This window comes from Pseudovibrio japonicus, assembly GCF_014651595.1.
Lineage (GTDB): Bacteria > Pseudomonadota > Alphaproteobacteria > Rhizobiales > Stappiaceae > Pseudovibrio > Pseudovibrio japonicus.
The window spans coordinates 1,043,962-1,062,011 of sequence record NZ_BMXE01000001.1; the positions used below are offsets into that span (position 1 = coordinate 1,043,962).

General features: G+C 54.8%; 20 protein-coding genes. 11 read left to right on the forward strand and 9 right to left on the reverse strand.

Going from position 1 to position 18,050, the window contains the following annotated elements:
- Nucleotides 1-15: 15 nt before the first annotated feature.
- The 6 genes from pncB to IE076_RS04665 form a co-directional block, all read right to left on the reverse strand.
- Nucleotides 16-1,308, reverse strand: a complete 1,293-nt coding sequence (gene pncB / locus IE076_RS04640; RefSeq protein ID WP_189435539.1) for a nicotinate phosphoribosyltransferase — start codon at nt 1,306-1,308, stop codon at nt 16-18.
- A complete protein-coding gene (gene pncA, locus IE076_RS04645; protein ID WP_189435540.1) occupies nt 1,308-1,931 on the reverse strand; it encodes a bifunctional nicotinamidase/pyrazinamidase in 624 nt (207 codons plus the stop codon). Before pncA ends, pncB begins: the two co-directional genes overlap by 1 nt.
- A gap of 219 nt (nt 1,932-2,150) precedes the next feature.
- Nucleotides 2,151-3,203, reverse strand: a complete 1,053-nt coding sequence (locus IE076_RS04650) for a YeeE/YedE family protein (RefSeq protein WP_189435541.1) — start codon at nt 3,201-3,203, stop codon at nt 2,151-2,153.
- A gap of 40 nt (nt 3,204-3,243) precedes the next feature.
- Nucleotides 3,244-3,591, reverse strand: a complete 348-nt coding sequence (locus IE076_RS04655; RefSeq protein WP_209008817.1) for an ArsR/SmtB family transcription factor — start codon at nt 3,589-3,591, stop codon at nt 3,244-3,246.
- A gap of 154 nt (nt 3,592-3,745) precedes the next feature.
- On the reverse strand, nt 3,746-4,252 hold the full coding sequence (locus IE076_RS04660) for a GlcG/HbpS family heme-binding protein (protein ID WP_189435542.1): 507 nt from the start codon (nt 4,250-4,252) through the stop codon (nt 3,746-3,748).
- Nucleotides 4,253-4,307: 55 nt separating this feature from the next.
- On the reverse strand, nt 4,308-4,676 hold the full coding sequence (locus tag IE076_RS04665; RefSeq protein ID WP_244649589.1) for a thioredoxin domain-containing protein: 369 nt from the start codon (nt 4,674-4,676) through the stop codon (nt 4,308-4,310).
- Between the two features lie 78 nt (nt 4,677-4,754).
- Here IE076_RS04665 and IE076_RS04670 point away from each other — a divergent pair, with 78 nt between their 5' ends.
- The 11 genes from IE076_RS04670 to IE076_RS04720 all read left to right on the forward strand — a co-directional run bounded on the left by IE076_RS04670 (nt 4,755) and on the right by IE076_RS04720 (nt 14,603).
- On the forward strand, nt 4,755-5,492 hold the full coding sequence (locus IE076_RS04670; RefSeq protein ID WP_189435544.1) for a cytochrome c biogenesis CcdA family protein: 738 nt from the start codon (nt 4,755-4,757) through the stop codon (nt 5,490-5,492).
- Nucleotides 5,493-5,552: 60 nt separating this feature from the next.
- Entirely contained in the window at nt 5,553-6,125 is a 573-nt protein-coding gene (locus IE076_RS04675; protein ID WP_189435545.1) for a thioredoxin family protein, read from the forward strand.
- A 129-nt stretch (nt 6,126-6,254) separates the two neighbouring features.
- On the forward strand, nt 6,255-6,713 hold the full coding sequence (gene soxX, locus IE076_RS04680; protein WP_189435546.1) for a sulfur oxidation c-type cytochrome SoxX: 459 nt from the start codon (nt 6,255-6,257) through the stop codon (nt 6,711-6,713).
- 131 nt (nt 6,714-6,844) lie between these two features.
- Nucleotides 6,845-7,279, forward strand: a complete 435-nt coding sequence (gene soxY, locus IE076_RS04685) for a thiosulfate oxidation carrier protein SoxY (RefSeq protein ID WP_189435547.1) — start codon at nt 6,845-6,847, stop codon at nt 7,277-7,279.
- Between the two features lie 21 nt (nt 7,280-7,300).
- A complete protein-coding gene (gene soxZ, locus IE076_RS04690; protein WP_054665323.1) occupies nt 7,301-7,630 on the forward strand; it encodes a thiosulfate oxidation carrier complex protein SoxZ in 330 nt (109 codons plus the stop codon).
- Between the two features lie 27 nt (nt 7,631-7,657).
- Complete coding sequence (gene soxA, locus IE076_RS04695) at nt 7,658-8,500, forward strand: sulfur oxidation c-type cytochrome SoxA (protein WP_189435548.1); 843 nt, start codon at nt 7,658-7,660, stop codon at nt 8,498-8,500.
- 83 nt (nt 8,501-8,583) lie between these two features.
- The gene (gene soxB / locus IE076_RS04700; RefSeq protein WP_189435549.1) at nt 8,584-10,266 is read left to right on the forward strand and encodes a thiosulfohydrolase SoxB; all 1,683 of its coding nucleotides are present in this window, start codon (nt 8,584-8,586) and stop codon (nt 10,264-10,266) included.
- Between the two features lie 39 nt (nt 10,267-10,305).
- Entirely contained in the window at nt 10,306-11,571 is a 1,266-nt protein-coding gene (soxC, locus tag IE076_RS04705) for a sulfite dehydrogenase (protein ID WP_189435550.1), read from the forward strand.
- Complete coding sequence (locus IE076_RS04710) at nt 11,555-12,574, forward strand: c-type cytochrome (protein WP_189435551.1); 1,020 nt, start codon at nt 11,555-11,557, stop codon at nt 12,572-12,574. Before soxC ends, IE076_RS04710 begins: the two co-directional genes overlap by 17 nt.
- Entirely contained in the window at nt 12,571-13,281 is a 711-nt protein-coding gene (locus IE076_RS04715; RefSeq protein WP_189435552.1) for a c-type cytochrome, read from the forward strand. The genes IE076_RS04710 and IE076_RS04715 overlap by 4 nt, the downstream gene beginning before the upstream one ends.
- A 56-nt stretch (nt 13,282-13,337) precedes the next feature.
- Nucleotides 13,338-14,603, forward strand: coding sequence for an NAD(P)/FAD-dependent oxidoreductase (locus tag IE076_RS04720; protein ID WP_189435553.1), 1,266 nt, complete (start codon nt 13,338-13,340; stop codon nt 14,601-14,603).
- Nucleotides 14,604-14,679: 76 nt separating this feature from the next.
- Here IE076_RS04720 and IE076_RS04725 read toward each other — a convergent pair whose 3' ends face one another.
- The 3 genes from IE076_RS04725 to IE076_RS04740 all read right to left on the reverse strand — a co-directional run bounded on the left by IE076_RS04725 (nt 14,680) and on the right by IE076_RS04740 (nt 17,365).
- The gene (locus tag IE076_RS04725; protein WP_189435554.1) at nt 14,680-16,011 is read right to left on the reverse strand and encodes an amidase family protein; all 1,332 of its coding nucleotides are present in this window, start codon (nt 16,009-16,011) and stop codon (nt 14,680-14,682) included.
- Between the two features lie 256 nt (nt 16,012-16,267).
- Nucleotides 16,268-16,822 carry a GrpB family protein gene (locus IE076_RS04735; RefSeq protein ID WP_209008818.1) on the reverse strand — a complete coding sequence of 185 codons (555 nt, stop codon included), beginning with the start codon at nt 16,820-16,822 and terminating at the stop codon, nt 16,268-16,270.
- Between the two features lie 150 nt (nt 16,823-16,972).
- Nucleotides 16,973-17,365, reverse strand: a complete 393-nt coding sequence (locus IE076_RS04740) for a cupin domain-containing protein (protein WP_189435556.1) — start codon at nt 17,363-17,365, stop codon at nt 16,973-16,975.
- Nucleotides 17,366-18,050 lie beyond the last annotated feature (685 nt).

The window sequence follows — 18,050 nt, forward strand, 5'->3', positions numbered from 1 at the left end:
CTAAAATACGTTTGATTACACAACCACCTTCTGGCGGGTTTGATCTCCGACACCGAATACGCGCTTGTAGCGGTCGATTTCTTCGCTCTGACCCATGGCCTTGTTGGGGTTGTCTGAAAGCTTGACGGTTGGTTTGCCGTTGGCAGAAACAGCCTTACAGACCAGTGAAAACGGCGCCAGTGCGTCATTGGGCACAAGGCCGCGGAAGTCGTTGGTGAGCATGGTGCCCCAGCCGAAACTACACCGGACACGGCCATGGAATTTGCGCTGCAGATGGGCGATCATATCTTCGTCCAGGCCATCAGAGAAGATGACGCGCTTTTTGGTCGGATCTTCGCCGTGGGCTTGCCACCAATTGATGGCAGCTTCTGCACCTTTGACAGGGTCGCCACTGTCGATGCGGATGCCGGTCCATGAGGACAACCATTCCGGAGCGTTATTCAGGAAGCCTTCCGTGCCGTATGTGTCGGGCAAGATAATGCGCAGGTTGCCGTCATGCTCTTCCTGCCAGTCCCGCAGCACATTGTAAGGTGCCTCGGCCAGCTCTTCATCGGTTTCGGCCAGCGCGGCATAGACCATCGGTAATTCGTGGGCGTTGGTGCCGATTGCTTCCACCTCGCGGCGCATGGCGATCAGGCAATTGGAGGTGCCGACAAACTTCTTGCCCAGACCTTCCATCATTGCCTGCACGCACCAGTCCTGCCAGAGGAAGGAATGGCGGCGGCGGGTGCCGAAATCGGCTAAGGCCAAGTCGTCAATCGTGCGCAGATGCTCGACCTTTTGCCAGAGTTTGGTCATGGCGCGGGCGTAGAGAACCTGCAGCTCAAACCGGCCCATGTTTTTGAGCACGGCGCGGGAGCGCAGTTCCATCAGCACGGCAAGCGCCGGGACTTCCCAAAGCATCACCGCAGGCCAGTCCCCTTCGAAGGTCAGCTCATACTGGTCGCCTTTGACCTCCAGATGGTAGGGCGGCAGGGTCAGGTTTTCGAACCACTCCACAAACTCGGCGCGGAACATGGAGCGCTTGCCGTAAAACATGTTGCCGCGCAGCCATGTGCTCTCACCACGAGACAGGGAGAGCGTGCGGATGTGATCCAGCTGATCGCGCAGCTCCTGTTCATCAATGATCTTCGCCAGCGGAATGTGCTGAGCTCTGTTGATGAGGCTGAAGGTGACCTGTGTGTCCGGCTTGTTCAGAAAAACCGATTGGGCCATCAGAAGCTTGTAAAAGTCGGTGTCGATAAGGGACCGCACAATCGGGTCAATTTTCCAATTGTGGTTGTAAACGCGGGAGGCAATATCGATCATTATGCAACCATCTCGTCAGCAAAAGTGACCCCGTGGCTTTGCATCTCATCCATCGCCTCCTTCAGAGAGCCGTTCAGATCAATGGCTCGGCAGGCATCCAGATGGACGATAACGTTGAAGCCCTGCTTGGCGGCATCTACTGCTGAAAAACGTACGCAAAAATCGGTCGCCAGACCCACCATATGCAAGGTATCGACCCCGCGCTCGCGCAGGTAGCCGCATAGACCGGTTGGGGTGGTGTGGTCGTTTTCAAAGAAAGCCGAGTAGCTGTCGATGTATGGACGGAAGCCTTTGCGAACGATGAGGTCAGCGCTGTCGTTTTTCAGGTCTTTGTGGAACGCAGCGCCATTGGTGCCCTGCACGCAGTGGCTTGGCCACAGAACCTGAGGGCCGTAGGGCATCTCAGTCATCTCATAGGGCTGTTTGCCCTCGTGATTGTCGGCAAAGGACTTGTGGTCCTGCGGGTGCCAGTCCTGCGTTAGGACCTTGACGGCGAACTCGTTCTGCAACTGGTTGACCAGTGGGACGATCTCTTCACCGCGCTCTACAGCCAGAGCTCCGCCCGAACAGAAATCGTTCTGAATATCGATCATAATCAGAGCTTCGTTTGTCGGTCGTGTCATGGTTGCTTCCTGTTTGCGATGAAAAGTCTAGCCCGTTTCACAGGCTACGCTGCGAAGACGCTTTGGTACATTAAGTGACCAGCGCGGAATATTGCGATAATCTGCAGCAAACTCAAGAAAAATATACGGGTTTGAGCGGCAGGTTGAGGGTAAGCGGCTTATTTGACGGCTAATTTCCTCAATAGGGTTCCTGCCGTTGGGCTGATGTGCATAAGTTAACTACTGCTTCCAGAAGGCAAGGCGGAAACCAACGACTAGTTGCTGAAGGCCTATGGCGGCGCCTGCCACGATAGAAAGCATGACAAGCGGTGCGCTGATCGCGAGCGTGGAGAAGGCGGAGATGCCCTGCCCAATGGTGCAGCCCAAGGCAATGACGCCTCCAGTGCCCATGAGGAAGCCGCCGAGGATCTGGCGTCTTAGCTCACGCGGGTCGTCGCAGGCTTCCCATCTGAAGTGGCCTTTGATGAGCGAGCCGAGGAAAGCCCCGCCAAGGACCCCTACAACTGAGCCAACGGCAAAGGAAAGGCCACCACCAGATGCAGTCATCAGATACATAAGCGTATCGCCAACCGGAACCGTGAAGGAGTGGCTGGCGACGCCGATCTCCTCAAAGCTTTCTTCAAACAGATAGCTGGTTGCGAGCCAGCCGGAGATAATGGCGAGTGCAACAGTCAAAGACGTGATGATCGCCTTTGGGCTGTTGCGGAACTCTTTGTTGCCGAGCGCGAACAGGGCGATAGCGCCTGCAATGATCAGAGCAATGGTGAGTTTGGAAAGCGCGATCTTCTCGGAAAGGAGGTGCGCGATGCCGGTTGCGCTGGCCTGCGAGACTTCTGGCGGAAACAGGAAGACACGCAGGTATGCGGTTGGGCCACCCACTGCCATGGCGGCGGAAATCGCGATTACCAGTGAGAGCACGAAGTAGCGCATGTCACCACCGCCGAGGCGCGCGAGTGCGCCGTAGCCGCAGGAGCCTGCCATGGCCATGCCGTAGCCGAACATCAGGCCGCCAGTGATACAGGCCAGCGGGTTCCAGCTTTGGGTTAGGTAGATGGTTTCTTCGAGCGTAATCAGGCCCTGATCGGCCAGCAGGAACGTTGCGGCTATGGAGGTGGCGATGGCGAAGGCCCACATGCGCATGCGCAGCCACTCTTTGCCGTAGAGGGCGTCTTCGATTGCGCCAAGCGTGCAGAAGCGGCCCAGACGTGCAGCAAGGCCAAGCAAAACACCACCCGCAAGGCCTGCGAGTGTTGCCAGAATATCCTCGGACATTTGATCCCTCCCCCAAGATCAAAATGCCGGAACAGCTAGTTTAAGAAGCGTTGTTGTCTTCGGCGCAGAACAATTCAAACAGCAGGTCCAGAACCCGCGCTGCGCGTTCGTCCTTGAGGCTGTAGTAGACTGCCTTTCCGTCCCTTCGGCAGTTTACGAGACCATCGAGGCGCAAACGCGCAAGTTGTTGACTGACCGCAGACTGACGCGACGACAGAAGCTGCTCCAGCTCTGTTACCGACTTTTCGCCCGTAACGAGATGACACAGGATCATCAATCGGCCTTCATGTGTCAATGCTTTCAGGAAATCAGTTGCATCCTTGGCATGGCCCAGCATGCGCTCGATGTCTTCTTCTTTCATCCCACGCTCAATCATGGGTATCGCCATTAAACCAAATCCTGCACAACGTTGCGAACGGGTTGGGCAAGATCAGCACTCACTGGAAAAGTGAAGCTGACCTGCAGCACGTCTATCAGGTGGTGGCATACGCTGAATGCATTTGTTTTTCAACCATCGCCTGCGCCACCCATTTAGTAGCCACTTAGAAGTCGAGTAAATCCGAGATTTCCTCCAGACCGCTTTCCGCACATTCCTCGTCAATTTTTGGAGAGGGTGCTCCGGAGACACCAATTCCGCCGACGATCGTGCCAGCGGATTCGATCGGAAGGCCGCCACCCAATGCAAGGGCACCGGGAATATCTCGCAAGCCAGCGGAAAGGTTGCCGGCCTTGATCTCCTGCTGAATTTCCAGCGTTGCACTACGGAAACTGACAGAGGTCCATGCTTTGCCGCGAGCGGTGTTGACAGTGTGAACGCCTGCATAGCGATCGCGGATGGTGGCCTGCGTCTGGCCGAAGCGGTCCACCACAACGGCAGAGACCTGATAGCCGCCCTCACGGCAGGCTTCCATGGTGGCAACTGCAAGCTTCATGGCGACTTCGGGCTTTAATGACTTGAAGGTGACAAAGGCGGTCTCGTCCTGTGCATGCACGCTGCTGAAGCCCGCGGACATCATCAGTAGTGCTGCTCCCGTGATGAATGATTTCATGGAATTCCCCTAAATAAAACAAGCCCCCGGCCCCACCGGGGAAGATGAATTTGGCTCAATATGGTTCCTGAGCCGACTGAAGCATCTGGTTCAGGGCGGGGTAGAAAAAGTCCTCACCCGGATAGCCTTCAATCCGCTGTTTCTCAGTGTCGTCAATCAAAAGAATAAATGTCGGCGTGAACCGTGGTTTGCTTTTGAGAGTGATGCCGTCTGGAACGCCATCATCAATATCCATGCGCAGCAAAGGAGCCTGTTGCCCCTCCTCCGTCTTGCTGTATGCCACACCGATTTCCTGTTCCCAGCGTTCACACCACGGGCAAATCTCATCCTCAACCAGGAGCAGTTTCCTATCCGCACTCGCGGCCTGAGAAGCGCTTAAAACAAGGGCCAGAATGGCGCATGAGATCCAACCAAAATTCTTCATAATATCCGCGATTGACATTTTGAGAGTGATCGTATCTAAATATTCTAATAATAGAATATGTTTTTAGCAAGTGCCCATATGTATCCAGATCTAACTCTCATTGCTGCGGGAAGTGCGGGGCTTCTTTCGTTTCTCTCGCCCTGTATTTTGCCGATTGTTCCGTTCTACCTTTGCTACATTGCCGGCATTGGAATGGACGAACTTTCCGGCGACGGGGTGACACCTGCTATCCAGCGCCGTGTTGTTTTTACGTCGTTCTTCTTTGCCGCTGGCATTCTGACGATCTTTGTTGGACTGGGAGCGACCGCGACCGTGTTCGGTCAGTTGCTGCGCGACTGGTTTGACGTTTTGCGCTACATCGCGGCGGCTGTCATCTTTGTGCTGGGTCTGCATTTTATCGGCATCATCCGGCTGAACATGCTTCTGCGTGAGGCGCGCCTGGACAGCTCTTCCGCTCCGGCTGGAATTGTTGGCGCTTATGTGGTCGGGCTGGCGTTTGCGTTTGGCTGGACGCCTTGCGTTGGGCCGGTGCTGGCAACCATTTTATTTACCGCTGGCGCCAGTGATGATGTTTCGCAAGGCATGTTGCTCCTGTTTGCTTATGGCGTTGGAATGACCCTGCCCTTCATTCTGGCAGCGGTCTTTTCAAAACCATTCCTGAATTTCATGGGCCGTTTTCGGAAGTATCTGGGAGCGATCGAAAAAGGCATGGGCGTTCTTTTAATCGTTTTTGCGGTGTTGATCGGGACCAACACCATCGCCTGGATTGCCGGGTTCATGATTGAGTATGCACCCGGCCTGACATCTTTAAGCTGACGCGTATCCGCTTGGGAGAGCAAGAGCCGCATTTTGCAGGATACGTTGTGGGAGGGATTGATGCTTAAGAAACTGCTGCTTGCTGCTGCGATGGTTATCGCCAGCCTGACACTGAGCTTTGCTGAGGTCGGAGAGGACGGTCTTCACAAACAGCCATGGCTTCGCCTCACCTTCAAAGACATGAGAGAAGACCTTGCCAGCGCCAATGAGGAAGGTAAGCGTCTGGTGCTTTTGTTCGAGCAGCGGGGCTGCATCTATTGCAAGCGATTGCACGAGACTGTCTTCACCGATCCGGAGGTACGCAAGTACATTGAAGACAACTATTTCGTTGTGCAGATGAACCTATTTGGCGATGAGGAAGTCACGGACTTTGACGGTGAAGTCCAGAGCGAGAAAAAGATCGCCCGTCGTTGGGGCGTTGTGTTCACCCCCACCTTCCTGTTCTTGCCTGAAGAGGTTGGAAAAGGTCAAACCGCAGGGACTGCTTCTGTGCAGACCATGCCCGGTTCATTTGGGAAATGGACCACCCTCAACATGCTGCGCTGGGTCAAACAGAAGGGCTATGAGGGCGACGAACATTTTCAAAAATTTCATGCACGTGAGTTTTTGAAACAAAAAGCTGCAGCAGAATAGCGTGGTCATTCAACTCGTTAGGCCTACGCCAACACATTAACATATTCAATTATGTGAATTTTTAAGTTGAGTGTTTCTACGTATCTGATTAGCATGAAAATATTGAATCGCTGTAATTGGGAGGGAGCAATGAAGGCGATTGCCAAAACTATAGCGGCGGCAACGCTGCTGATTTCAGGGAGTGCCGTTGCCGGAGTGATTGCTCCAGGTGACGTTCAATTTGTCGAGGCAACCGTACCGGTTTCATTAACCGGGGCGGCAGGTGATCCAGCCAAGGGACGGGAATGGTTCGCCAACCGGAAACTGGGAAACTGCCTTGCTTGTCACGCCAATGATGATCTTTCGAAAGAGCAATTCCACGGAGAGATAGGGCCTTACCTAGACGGGGTTGGGGATACCTACACACCAGCGGAATTGCGGGCGATCATTGTGAACTCGAAGGAAGTCTTCGGGGATGGAACGATCATGCCGGCTTTTTACAAGTCCGAGGGATTGAACCGCGTGGCTAAGAAGTTTGCCGGAAAGACCATTCTTTCAGCAGAACAAGTTGAAGACATCGTTGCTTATCTGGTGACGTTGAAGGAGTAGGCACGTTTGCCTTGCGTGTGCTGCGCGTCTGACCGGATGTGCAGCACGCCCAGAACCATTGCTTAAGCGTACGCTTTCACAAGACCGCTCGGCCCTTGTGGGAGGTACGCTCCAGGGAGGACTTTTTAAAGATGACTGTTACCAGACGTGAAGCGCTTGGTTTGGCAGTAGGAAGCGTGGCCGCTCTGACGACACTACGCTTTACCGAGCCTGCTTTTGCAGCGGGCGATGCTCTCCAAGACGCGATTATGGAGTTCACCGGTGGTGCACAGCCGGGAGACGGTGACATTACTATTGGTGCGCCGGAAATTGCTGAGAACGGAAACACTGTTCCGATTGAAGTGTCAGCACCGGGCGCTGCCTCCATCATGCTGCTTGCAACCGGCAACCCTAGTCCGGGTGTGGCGACGTTCCACTTCAGCGCCCTTTCCGGCGCGCAGGAAGCCAAGACCCGTATTCGCCTTGCGAAGACGCAGGACATTATCGCTGTTGCCAAGATGCCGGACGGGTCCGCCATCACAACCAAGCGCAGTGTCAAGGTCACCATCGGTGGCTGTGGCGGTTAATCAGAGAAGGCATCAAACAACATGGCAAAGGTAAAACCACGCGTCAAAGTGCCTAAGACGGCAAGCGTAAACGAGGTCGTAACCATCAAGACACTGATCTCGCATCCAATGGAATCCGGTCAGCGCAAGGACTCGAAAACCGGCGAGGCCATTCCGCGCAAGATCATCAATAAGTTTGCTGCCAGCTTCAATGGCGAGCCGGTGTTCATGGCAAACATGGAGCCCTCCGTTTCTGCAAACCCTTACATCGAGTTTCAGATGCGGGTGCCGGAAACCGGAGTGGTCCGTTTTGAATGGACCGACGATGATGGCTCCGTCTACGACCTGGAAAAGACAATCACGGCAGCCTAGGAGGCCATTCTTTGGGAGGAGAAGGGTATGAAAAGGACGGTTTCACTACTCGCTGGGGGGCTTCTAGGTGGCATGCTTTGCACTGCTGCGCTTGCCGATGACGGACGCGAACTTGTTATCGACGGGGAAACCATAGCAACAACGACGGCTGCGGCGGATGACCATCCGCTCTCCGAGATTATTTCCGGTTGGCGGTTCCGCTCCGCTGAAACTCAGACCCTGCAAATGGATGACTTTGAAAATCCTGCGTTTGTGGCCATTGAGTATGCAGAGGAGCTTTGGGAAGAGCCTGCTGGAACATCCAGCAAGTCTTGTGCGGATTGTCACGGAAGCTTTGACAGTCTTGCAGGTCTGCGGGCCGAGTTGCCACGCTGGAACGAGGAGATGGGCAAACCTGCCACGCTGGAAATGCTAATCAACGCCTCCATCGAGAAACATCAGGGCGCAGAACCATGGAAATGGGAGAGCCCCGAGATGCTGGCGATGACGGCGCTAATTGGTCTGGCCTCACGCGGTATGCCGGTTGCGCTGAAAACCGATGGGCCGATGGCAGACTGGATCAAGAAGGGTGAAGAGCTTTACTACACCCGCGTTGGCCAGCTGGATCTGGCGTGTGCCAACTGCCATGAAGACAATTACGGCAACATGATCCGCGCTGACCATTTGAGTCAGGGGCAGGTCAACGGTTTCCCTGTGTACCGCCTGAAATGGGGTGGGCTTGGTTCCATTCACCGCCGGTTTAAAGGCTGCATGGATCAGGTGCGAGCAACCCCTTATACGCGCGGCAGTGATGAGTTCATCGCTCTGGAAGCGTACGTGGCAGCTCGCGGAATGGGGCTTTCCGTGGAGACACCATCTGTTCGCAACTAACCGATGAGGAGGTTGCTGATGTGCGGCAACCTCCTCATCCAACACAGTTTTTGAAATTGAAATAACTTACGGAGGGTGCGGAGATGATCTCGCGCCGTGATTTCTTGCAGGCTGGTGTCGCTGCAGCTGCTATTTATGGGGCTGGTAACTTTCCAGTTTTGGCTGCGCGCCAGGCCCTGACACAGAACCAACTTCTGGACTTTAAAACCACCGGCAATGTGACCATCATCCACTTTACGGATTGTCATGCGCAGGTGAAGCCCGTTTGGTTTCGTGAACCCTCCGTGAACATTGGTGTGGGTGCGCAAAAAGGGTTGCTGCCGCATATTACCGGTCAGGATCTGCTGAACGCGTTCAACTACGAGAGTGGCACACCGCAAGCGTATGCCCTCACCTCTGAAGACTTTGTCTCACTTGCCCGCAGCTACGGCAAGATGGGTGGGCTGGACCGAGTGTCGACCGTTGTGAAGTCCATCCGCGCTGAACGCCCTGATGCACTGTTCCTTGATGGTGGTGATACGTGGCACGGGTCCATGACTGCGCTTCGGACTGAAGGTCAGGACATGGTCAACCTGATGAACGCGTTGAGGCCCGATGCGATGACTTCGCACTGGGAGTTCACTTATGGCATTGACCGCGTGAACGAGATCGTCGAGGGACTGCCCTTCCCGTTTTTGGGTGCCAACATCTTTGACAATGAGTGGGACGAACCGGCGTTTGACCCCTACAAGATTTTCGAGCGTGGCGGGGCCAAGGTTGCGGTCATCGGACAGGCTTTTCCGTATATGCCGATTGCCAATCCGGGCTGGATGTTCCCCAACCTTTCCTTTGGTATTCGTGAAGCACGCATTCAGGAGATGGTTGAGCAGGTCAAACAAGAAGGCGCTGATGTTGTTGTGCTGCTCAGTCACAACGGTTTTGACGTAGACCGTAAGGTCGCTCAGCAGGTCTCCGGCATTGACGTTATCCTGAGCGGTCACACCCACGATGCGGTGCCGGAACCGGTGAAGGTCGGCAAGACTATGATCATCGCATCCGGCTCCAACGGCAAGTTTGTGTCGCGTCTAGATCTGGACGTGGACAAGAACGGCATCAAGGACTTCTCGTACAAGCTGATCCCTGTTTTTGCGGACGTGATTGCGCCGGACCCTGAGATGGCGGCACTGATCGAGAAAGAGCGCGCGCCTTTCAGGGAAGAGTTAGAAGAGGTGATCGGCACCACGGACAGCCTGCTTTATCGCCGAGGCAACTTTAACGGCACGTGGGATGACCTAATCTGTCAGGCGCTGATTGAGGAGCGGGAAGCGGACATTGCGCTGTCTCCGGGCTTCCGCTGGGGGCCGTCGTTGCTGCCGGGTGACAACATCACCCGCGAGGACATCCACAACGCCACCAGTATGACCTACCCGAATGCATACCGCACGGAGATGACCGGCCAGTATCTGCATGAGATTTTAGAGGACGTGGCCGACAACCTGTTCAATCCGGACCCCTACTACCAGCAGGGCGGCGACATGGTGCGGGTGGGCGGCATGGGATACTCCATCGACGTTTCCAAGCCCGTGGGCGAGCGCGTTACCAACATGACGCTGCTGAAGACCGGCGAGGCCATTGATCCTGCCAAGACCTATGTGGTTTCGGGCTGGGCCTCTGTTGGTCAGGACACGAAAGGCCCTGAGATCTGGCAGGTGGTGGAAGATTACATCAGCCGCAAAGGCACCATCACCATGGACCCCAACTCTACGGTTCGCGTTACAGGCGTGTGAGGCGAACCCTTAGCTATTTTCAGATGACGAGTAATTGACATGAGTGAACGACTAAAGTCACCTACCCGCCGCAACCTCCTGAAAGGTGGGGCCTTGCTGAGTGGAGCTGCCTTGACTGGCGCTGCGGTTCCGGCGCGAGCAGATGACCCTGCTATCACCAACTTGCAGCCATGGATGCAGGAGCTGGGTGATGGCGTTGATGCCATGCCATATGGCGCGCCTTCCCAATACGAGGCGCATGTGAAGCGGCGCACTGTGGAGTGGCTGACTGCGGACCGGATCAGTTCCATCAACTTTACGCCGCTCCACGAACTGGACGGCATCATCACACCCAACGGACTGTGCTTTGAGCGTCACCATGGCGGAGTGGCCCATGTTGACCCTGCTCAGCACCGGTTGATGATCAACGGGCTGGTGGAAACGGAGCTGGTGTTCACCATGGAAGACATCATGCGCTTCCCCCGTGAGAACCGTATCTACTTTTTGGAGTGTGCCGCAAACTCCGGCATGGAGTGGCGCGGGGCGCAGCTCAATGGCTGTCAGTTCACCCATGGCATGATCCATAACGTGATGTATACCGGCGTTCCCCTTCGGCTGCTGCTCGAAGAAGCGGGCCTGAAGACCAACGCCAAGTGGCTGATGCCGGAAGGGGCGGATGCAGCTGCCATGACCCGCTCCATTCCGCTGGAAAAGGCTCTGGATGATTGTCTTGTGGCCTTCAAAATGAACGGGGAAGCGCTGCGCCCAGAGCAAGGCTATCCGCTGCGGCTGGTGGTTCCGGGGTGGGAAGGCAACATGTGGATCAAGTGGCTGCGCCGCATCGAGGTGGGTGACGAGCCGTGGCACCACAGGGAAGAGACCTCCAAGTACACCGATCTGATGGCAAACGGTAAGGCGCGACGGTTTACGTGGGAGATGGACTGCAAGTCCGTCATCACCAATCCAAGCCCACAGGCCCCTCTCCTGCACAAAAGCGGACACACGGTGCTGACCGGTGTGGCATGGTCCGGTCGCGGCACCATTCCGCGCGTGGACATTACGCTGGACGGCGGAAAGAACTGGCATGCAGCAAGACTGGACGGCCCGAGCTTCGACAAGTCCATGCACCGGTTCTATTTCGAGTTCGACTGGGATGGAACGCCGCTGCTGCTGCAATCGCGGGCGCACGACTCCACCGGATATATCCAGCCAACGAAGAATGAACTGCGTGCTGTTCGGGGCGAGAACTCCATCTACCACAACAACGCAATCCAGACCTGGCACCTCCGCGAAAATGGGGAGGCGGAAAATGTTGAAATTTCTTAGTATCTTAGCAACGGGTACATTGTTGCTGACTGGCTCTGCTACAGCCGGTTCGTTCAATCTGGGGCGTGCGGCAACGCCTGCTGAAGTGGCTGCGTGGAATATTGATGTGCGCCCGGACGGTCAGGGGCTGCCAGATGGACGAGGCACGGTGGAGCAAGGTGACGAGATTTTTGCCGAGCGCTGCGCTGTCTGCCACGGAGACTTTGCCGAGGGCGTTGATCGCTGGCCGGTTCTTTCAGGCGGTGACGATACGTTGACCTCGGACCGACCAGTCAAGACCATCGGCTCTTACTGGCCATACCTCTCCACCGTGTTTGACTACGTGAACCGCGCCATGCCGTTTGGTGACGCCCAATCCCTGAAACCGGACGAAGTTTACGCCATCACTGCGTTTCTGCTCTATGCCAATGATCTGGTGGAGGATGACTTTGAGCTTAGCCACGAGAACTTCACCTCCGTTCGCCTGCCCAACGAAGACGGCTTTTACATGGATGACCGGGAAGCGTCACCGATCTTCAAAAAGCGCAACGTCTGCATGACAGACTGTAAAGCAGATGTGAAAATCACCGCCCGGGCGCAGGTGTTGGATGTGACGCCGGAGGAGACAGAAACGGAAACGGAGGCTGTCTCAGCTGCATCGGCATCAGTCTCACATCCCGAACCGGTGATCGCTGCGCTTGATGATGCGCTCATTGAGAAAGGGGCGAAGGTCTTTAAAAAGTGCAAGGCCTGCCATCAGGTGGGGGACAAAGCAAAAAACAGGGTTGGACCGATCCTCAATGGTATCATTGGTCAACAAGCTGCTGTGGTCTCTGGTTTCAAATACTCCAAGGCGCTCAAAAAGCTGAATGATGACGGCCTTGTCTGGTCCGATGAGAACCTGGATGCCTTCCTCACCAAACCAAAGACGTTCGTGAAGGGCACCAAGATGGCGTTTGCTGGTCTGAAAAAGGAGAAAGACCGCGTTGCGCTCATTGAATACCTAAAGAGCCACTCCCAATGAGAGACATGATACCTGCTCTCCTACCCGCCGTTCTTGCTCTGGGTTTCTTGTCAGAGGCAGCTTCGGTCGCCTCTGCACAAGATGCTGTGCGTGGGGAACGCTTGTTTAATGCATGCCTGAGCTGCCACGATGTTGGCGAAGACGCCAAGAACCGCATCGGTCCGCACCTGAATGGTGTGTTTGACCGCAAAGCTGCCAGCGTTGACGGTGCCACGTACTCCAAGGCGATGAAGCGCGCGGGCGCGGATGGGCTGCGTTGGACGCTCGACACGCTAAACATTTACATAGAGAACCCAAAGAACCTCGTTTCCGGTACACGCATGAACTACCGGGGGATGAGAAAAGAGAAGGATCGCTCTGATCTGCTCGCGTATCTACGCCAGTTCTCCGTGAGCCCTGCCAACATCCCAGAGGCGTCTGCCAGTCTTTTACAACAGGATGCCCCAAGCCTTCACGAAGAGACCTATCTGGACGGCGATGCTGAATATGGTGAGTATCTGTCTGGTGAATGTACCAGTTGCCACCAATCCAGCGGAGCAGACAAAGGCATCCCCTCCATCACGGGATGGCCGCAGCCGGATTTTGTGATTGCGCTACGGGCCTATCAAAAGGGGCATCGGCCCCACCCTGTTATGCAGATGATCGCCAAGCGGCTCTCGGAGGAGGAGATTGCTGCGCTGGCTGCTTATTATAAGGACCAAAATTAGAGACTGTGGCTTTTACGGGCCCGCGCTTCACGTTCATTTTAGGGAGGAATTGGCATATGATACTGAACCGACGTCGTTTTTTAGGGACAGCAGCTGCAAGTGCGGCACTTCTCTCCTCCCCTGTGGCGCTGGGGCAAACGCGGCCCCGCGTGGTCATTATTGGCGGCGGAGCTGGCGGGGCGACAGCGGCCCGTTACATCGCCAAGGATTCTGCTGGTGCGATTGAGGTGATCCTTATTGAGCCCTCCCGCACCTACTACACCTGCTTCTTCTCCAATCTGGCCATCGGCGGTTTCCAGCCGCTTTCCAAACTGGCGCACTCTTATGGCACGCTGGCCAGTGAGTATGGCGTTACCGTGGTCCATGACTGGGCCTCAGCCGTTGACCGCGAGAAGAAAGAGGTTCGGCTCGCAGGCGGAGATGCGATCTCCTATGATCGTCTCGTTCTGTCACCGGGTATCGACTTTGTGAAAGAGGCGATTGAAGGCTGGGATGTGACCGCTCAGACCAAGATGCCTCATGCCTATAAAGCCGGAACCCAGACACAGCTTCTGAAAGCTCAGATCGAGGCCATGCCGGAGGGCGGAACATTTGCTATGGTCGCTCCACCCAACCCGTATCGCTGTCCACCGGGACCTTATGAGCGAGTCTCCATGGTTGCCCACGTGTTGAAGCAGCGGAACCCGACTGCCAAGATCCTCATACTTGATCCAAAAGAGAAGTTCTCCAAGCAGGGCCTCTTCATGGAAGGCTGGGAGAACCACTATGCGGGCATGGTGGACTGGCTGACAGACGAGTTTACTGGCGGAGTGCAGCGGGTTGATCCTAACACTATGGAAGTGGTGCTGGAGGATGAGACCATCAAAGCGGATGTATGCAACGTGATCCCGGCCATGCAGGCTGGGGGCATTGCGCAGCAGGCAGGCCTGACCAATGATGAGGGTTGGTGCCCAATCGTTCCGGCCACATTGCAGAGCCGGATGGATGACAACATTCATGTGCTGGGCGATGCCACCCAAAACGGCGACATGCCGAAGTCGGGTTTTTCGGCCAACAGTCAGGCCAAAGCCGCCGCCATGGCCATCCGCCATGCCCTCACCGGCTCGCGTGCCTTCAAACCACGGTTCTCAAACACGTGCTGGTCACTAATCTCCACCGACAACGGCGTCAAGGTGGGTGCCAGCTACGTGGCGACAGATGAGAAGATCGCCAAGGTGGACGGTTTCATCTCGCAAAACAACGAGGACGACGCTCTGCGGAGGCGGACCTATGAGGAGAGCCTCGGGTGGTACGCAGGCATGACTGCGGACATGTTTGGCTAGGCGCTTCGGTTGCGGGGCACTTTAAGGGGTGCCTCGTTTGCGATTATGGACATAAAGTGTATCATCGACAATGGCCTTAGTGAGACTTCAGGAGATCCTCCAGGAGAGCTGCCACCTCCAGGGTCTCCCAATCACTTCCACCTGCTCCAAGAACCATAAGCCCGGTACCGAGTTTACCTGGCTCTTGCATAGGGATGGTCGCGGCACATCCATCAACCATGTTGCCGATCATCGTGTTATGGGCAACTTTGATCACGAAGTGTGATGCGTTCATCGCTGCTGTGGCTTCGCTGATTGGCGGCGCTACAGTTCTGCAAGTCGGAGAGATGAAGGCATCATAATGTGGGGCGATGCGCTCAAAACTCTCAATCGCTTTTGCTCTGAGTTGCCTTGCTTCCTCAACTTCGGCGGGTGTGCGTTTCTGAGCCTCAAGCAAGTAAGATACACTTTCAGGGATCAGACACCTCTTCAGACCTTCAAGATGCTTTTTATGAAAGGCATAGCCATCGTTATAGATGAAGATTTCGTTGACCCAAATTGCGTCGACAATTTCCGGAATCGTGACTTTCTCGACCTTTGCTCCCTTCTCGCCAAGGCGGTTCAACACCCTCTCAAAATCCTCCCCCACTTGCTTATCAAGCCCTTCTGTTACGTAGGGATCAATCAGTGCTAAACGAAGATCACCGATCTTCCTGTTGCTTCTTGGGGGCCGGACTTGTCCGGACAGCACACGATAAATCTGAGTACACAGTTCGATGCTGCCACCCAGTGGACCAATGCTGTCATAGTCCCGTGAGAGCGGAAAGAGGCCTTTCATTGGCACAGTACGGGCCGTTGGCTTAAAGCCACACACTCCGTTAAATGCTGCGGGAATACGGATTGATCCTCCGGTGTCACTGCCCAGCCCAGCATCGAATAATCCCAGAGCAACACCAACTGCCGCACCCGTACTGGAGCCGCCAGGTATGCGGCTGGGATCTATCGCGTTACCCGGTGTGCCGAAGTCGGGATTGATGCCCATCCCGGAATAAGCCAGTTGAGAGGTATTGGTTCTGCCGAAGAGGACGGCACCTGAAGCCTTTAGTCGTTGTATAGACGGTGCATCCTTGGCAGCAGGTGGATTTGCGCAGTAATAGCTGCATCCAGCCGTCGTGACCTTCCCCTCTTCATCAATCAGATCTTTAATGGAGATGGTGGTCCCAAATAACGGACCACGCTCTTTGCCTCGGCGCACAGCCTTATCCAAACGAGCTGCGGAGCGCACAACCTCATCTGCATCGAAGTTGGTAAAAATCTTTGAGGCTTCTTCCGGACCAATATCAATCACACGATCGATGTTTCTTGCCACGCGATCTTGCGCACGCAGGAGCACTCTGGAACATCTAGCTTTGGTGTTACCCAGTGACATGAGCCTACTCCTTGCACAAATTTCAGCGAAAGGATTCGACCAAGAAATATTGGCAAGACTGAGGTTCGTGAGCGACTGAGGGTCAATGTTGCGGTTCCCTTCGCCCTTCATCAGCTTATCCCGCGACTAGAGGGGCTTCGTGCAGATCATCCAGAATTGCAAATCAACCTCATCATGACCGATACTTTGGCGGCTCTGATCGAAGAGCGATACTCCATTAGACGAGAAGCAATGCTATATATTTGCATGCCGTCTTTTATTGGACTCCTCTTTTGGCCTCGCAAATTATGGTTTCAATAAACTCCGTTTTAGCCTCGGCATAGGCGTTCATATCTGACCAGTTTTTCTCGCTTTGCTTACGCTTCAAGGCTTCATATCCGCTTCGAACATCTGCATGGCGTCGAAGGTGGTCACGAAACAACAGATACCGCTCAACTTCTTTAGAGCCCTCTGGAAATACATGGATATGTACATCCTGCTCAAACGTCCTGAACATACGATGCTCATCAAAATCCGGCTCTCGGACACGCAGTTGATACCCTTGGTTTTCCATCGCTTCACGATAAAGCTTTTCATTACCAGGGTCTGAGATCACGACCAGCATATCTACAATCGGCTTTGCAGCTAGCCCATTAACTGAGGTTGAGCCTATATGTTCAGTTCTATGCTCGATCCCTGAGAACGCTTTTGATACCTTTTCTTTATGTACCTCATAAATTTCAGGCCATCTCGGATTGTACCGCTCTATCTTGATTTCCCTCTTTTCTGGACCACCAATCAATCCGGTTTCCAAATCAGAACGCCAACTCATTTTCATCGAATTTCCTACTCAGCATTCTTAATCAGTTTAGCTACACTCACGAGTGAACTGCTCAATATCAAAACGTCAATGCTTAATGTCGATGTCAGCTGAATCTATTAAACTTCCCTGCGGAACGCCGAGGCACTTACAGCCTACACATCACGACCGGCTTTCAGGCAGCCACCGACGGGAAACCTCAGTACTGTCTTCATAGCTTGCTTCAAAGATCGGCGCAGCGAGCGTCGCCCGCACATGTAGTTTGCCATCCCCCACATTCTTAAATCCATGCAGGCATCCAGCAGCTATCAAAACACTCTGGTTCGCTCTGACAACATGAACGTCCTCGCCACAAATGATCTCTGCGGTACCATGCATGACCTCCAGCAGTTCTTCTACGGCATGCAAATGCAACGGCGCCCCCGCGCCCACATCACACCACTGATCAAAGATACAAAGCTGATGTGCGCCCACAGCTGCCGAAACCCGCATCTTGGTCACCACACCATCCCGCCACTCCTCCAGCGGCTGCCCGGTATGATCCAACAGCGTCATCACCAACGTCCTCCCAATGTCATTCCCCCTCTTCCACTAGTCTGATCTGCCAAAACAATTCTCCAGCGTCCGTTCTCACCGGCAAATTTCACAAAAGAGAGTTGGCATAAAGAGAGCACGACAAGAGCCCAGGTTCAATCCTGACAAGACACACTGCCCGCAGGACCTCACACCATCAAGAGCGTATCACTCAGGAGGATAACTCCGCACAGGGCATCAGATGGCAACCGGTCTAAACGCGGGGATAAATCTATCTGCAGTATCCTCAGGAAAGAGATGTCCCCCTCAGCCAATCCTGTGAACCAGCCCGACCAAGCACGCCACGCAGCGCAAGCTGCACATAGCAACGCAAACCAACGCAATTTTCACGCAAAGAACGCAAACCGCCACAAAGCAACGCAAACGCGGTTTCCGATCAGGGCCACCAGCCAACAATCAGCTCGCTGCATAGACGGATTAGCGCTGAAGGTCCTCTCAGCCCCAAAACGCCCGAACAACTGTGCCCCGGATCGGCACACAAAGCCAAACAGGAGCTCGCGTCCAGCTTCGTCATTACAGCATTGCAAAGGCTGGACATTCAATCCTGACAAGTCGTGCCATTGGTTTCACCACGCTCATCTGTCTGGCTTGTATGTTAGGGGCTGATTGTGGACACCGGCTCATAGCTCTCGGTGCGACGTCTATG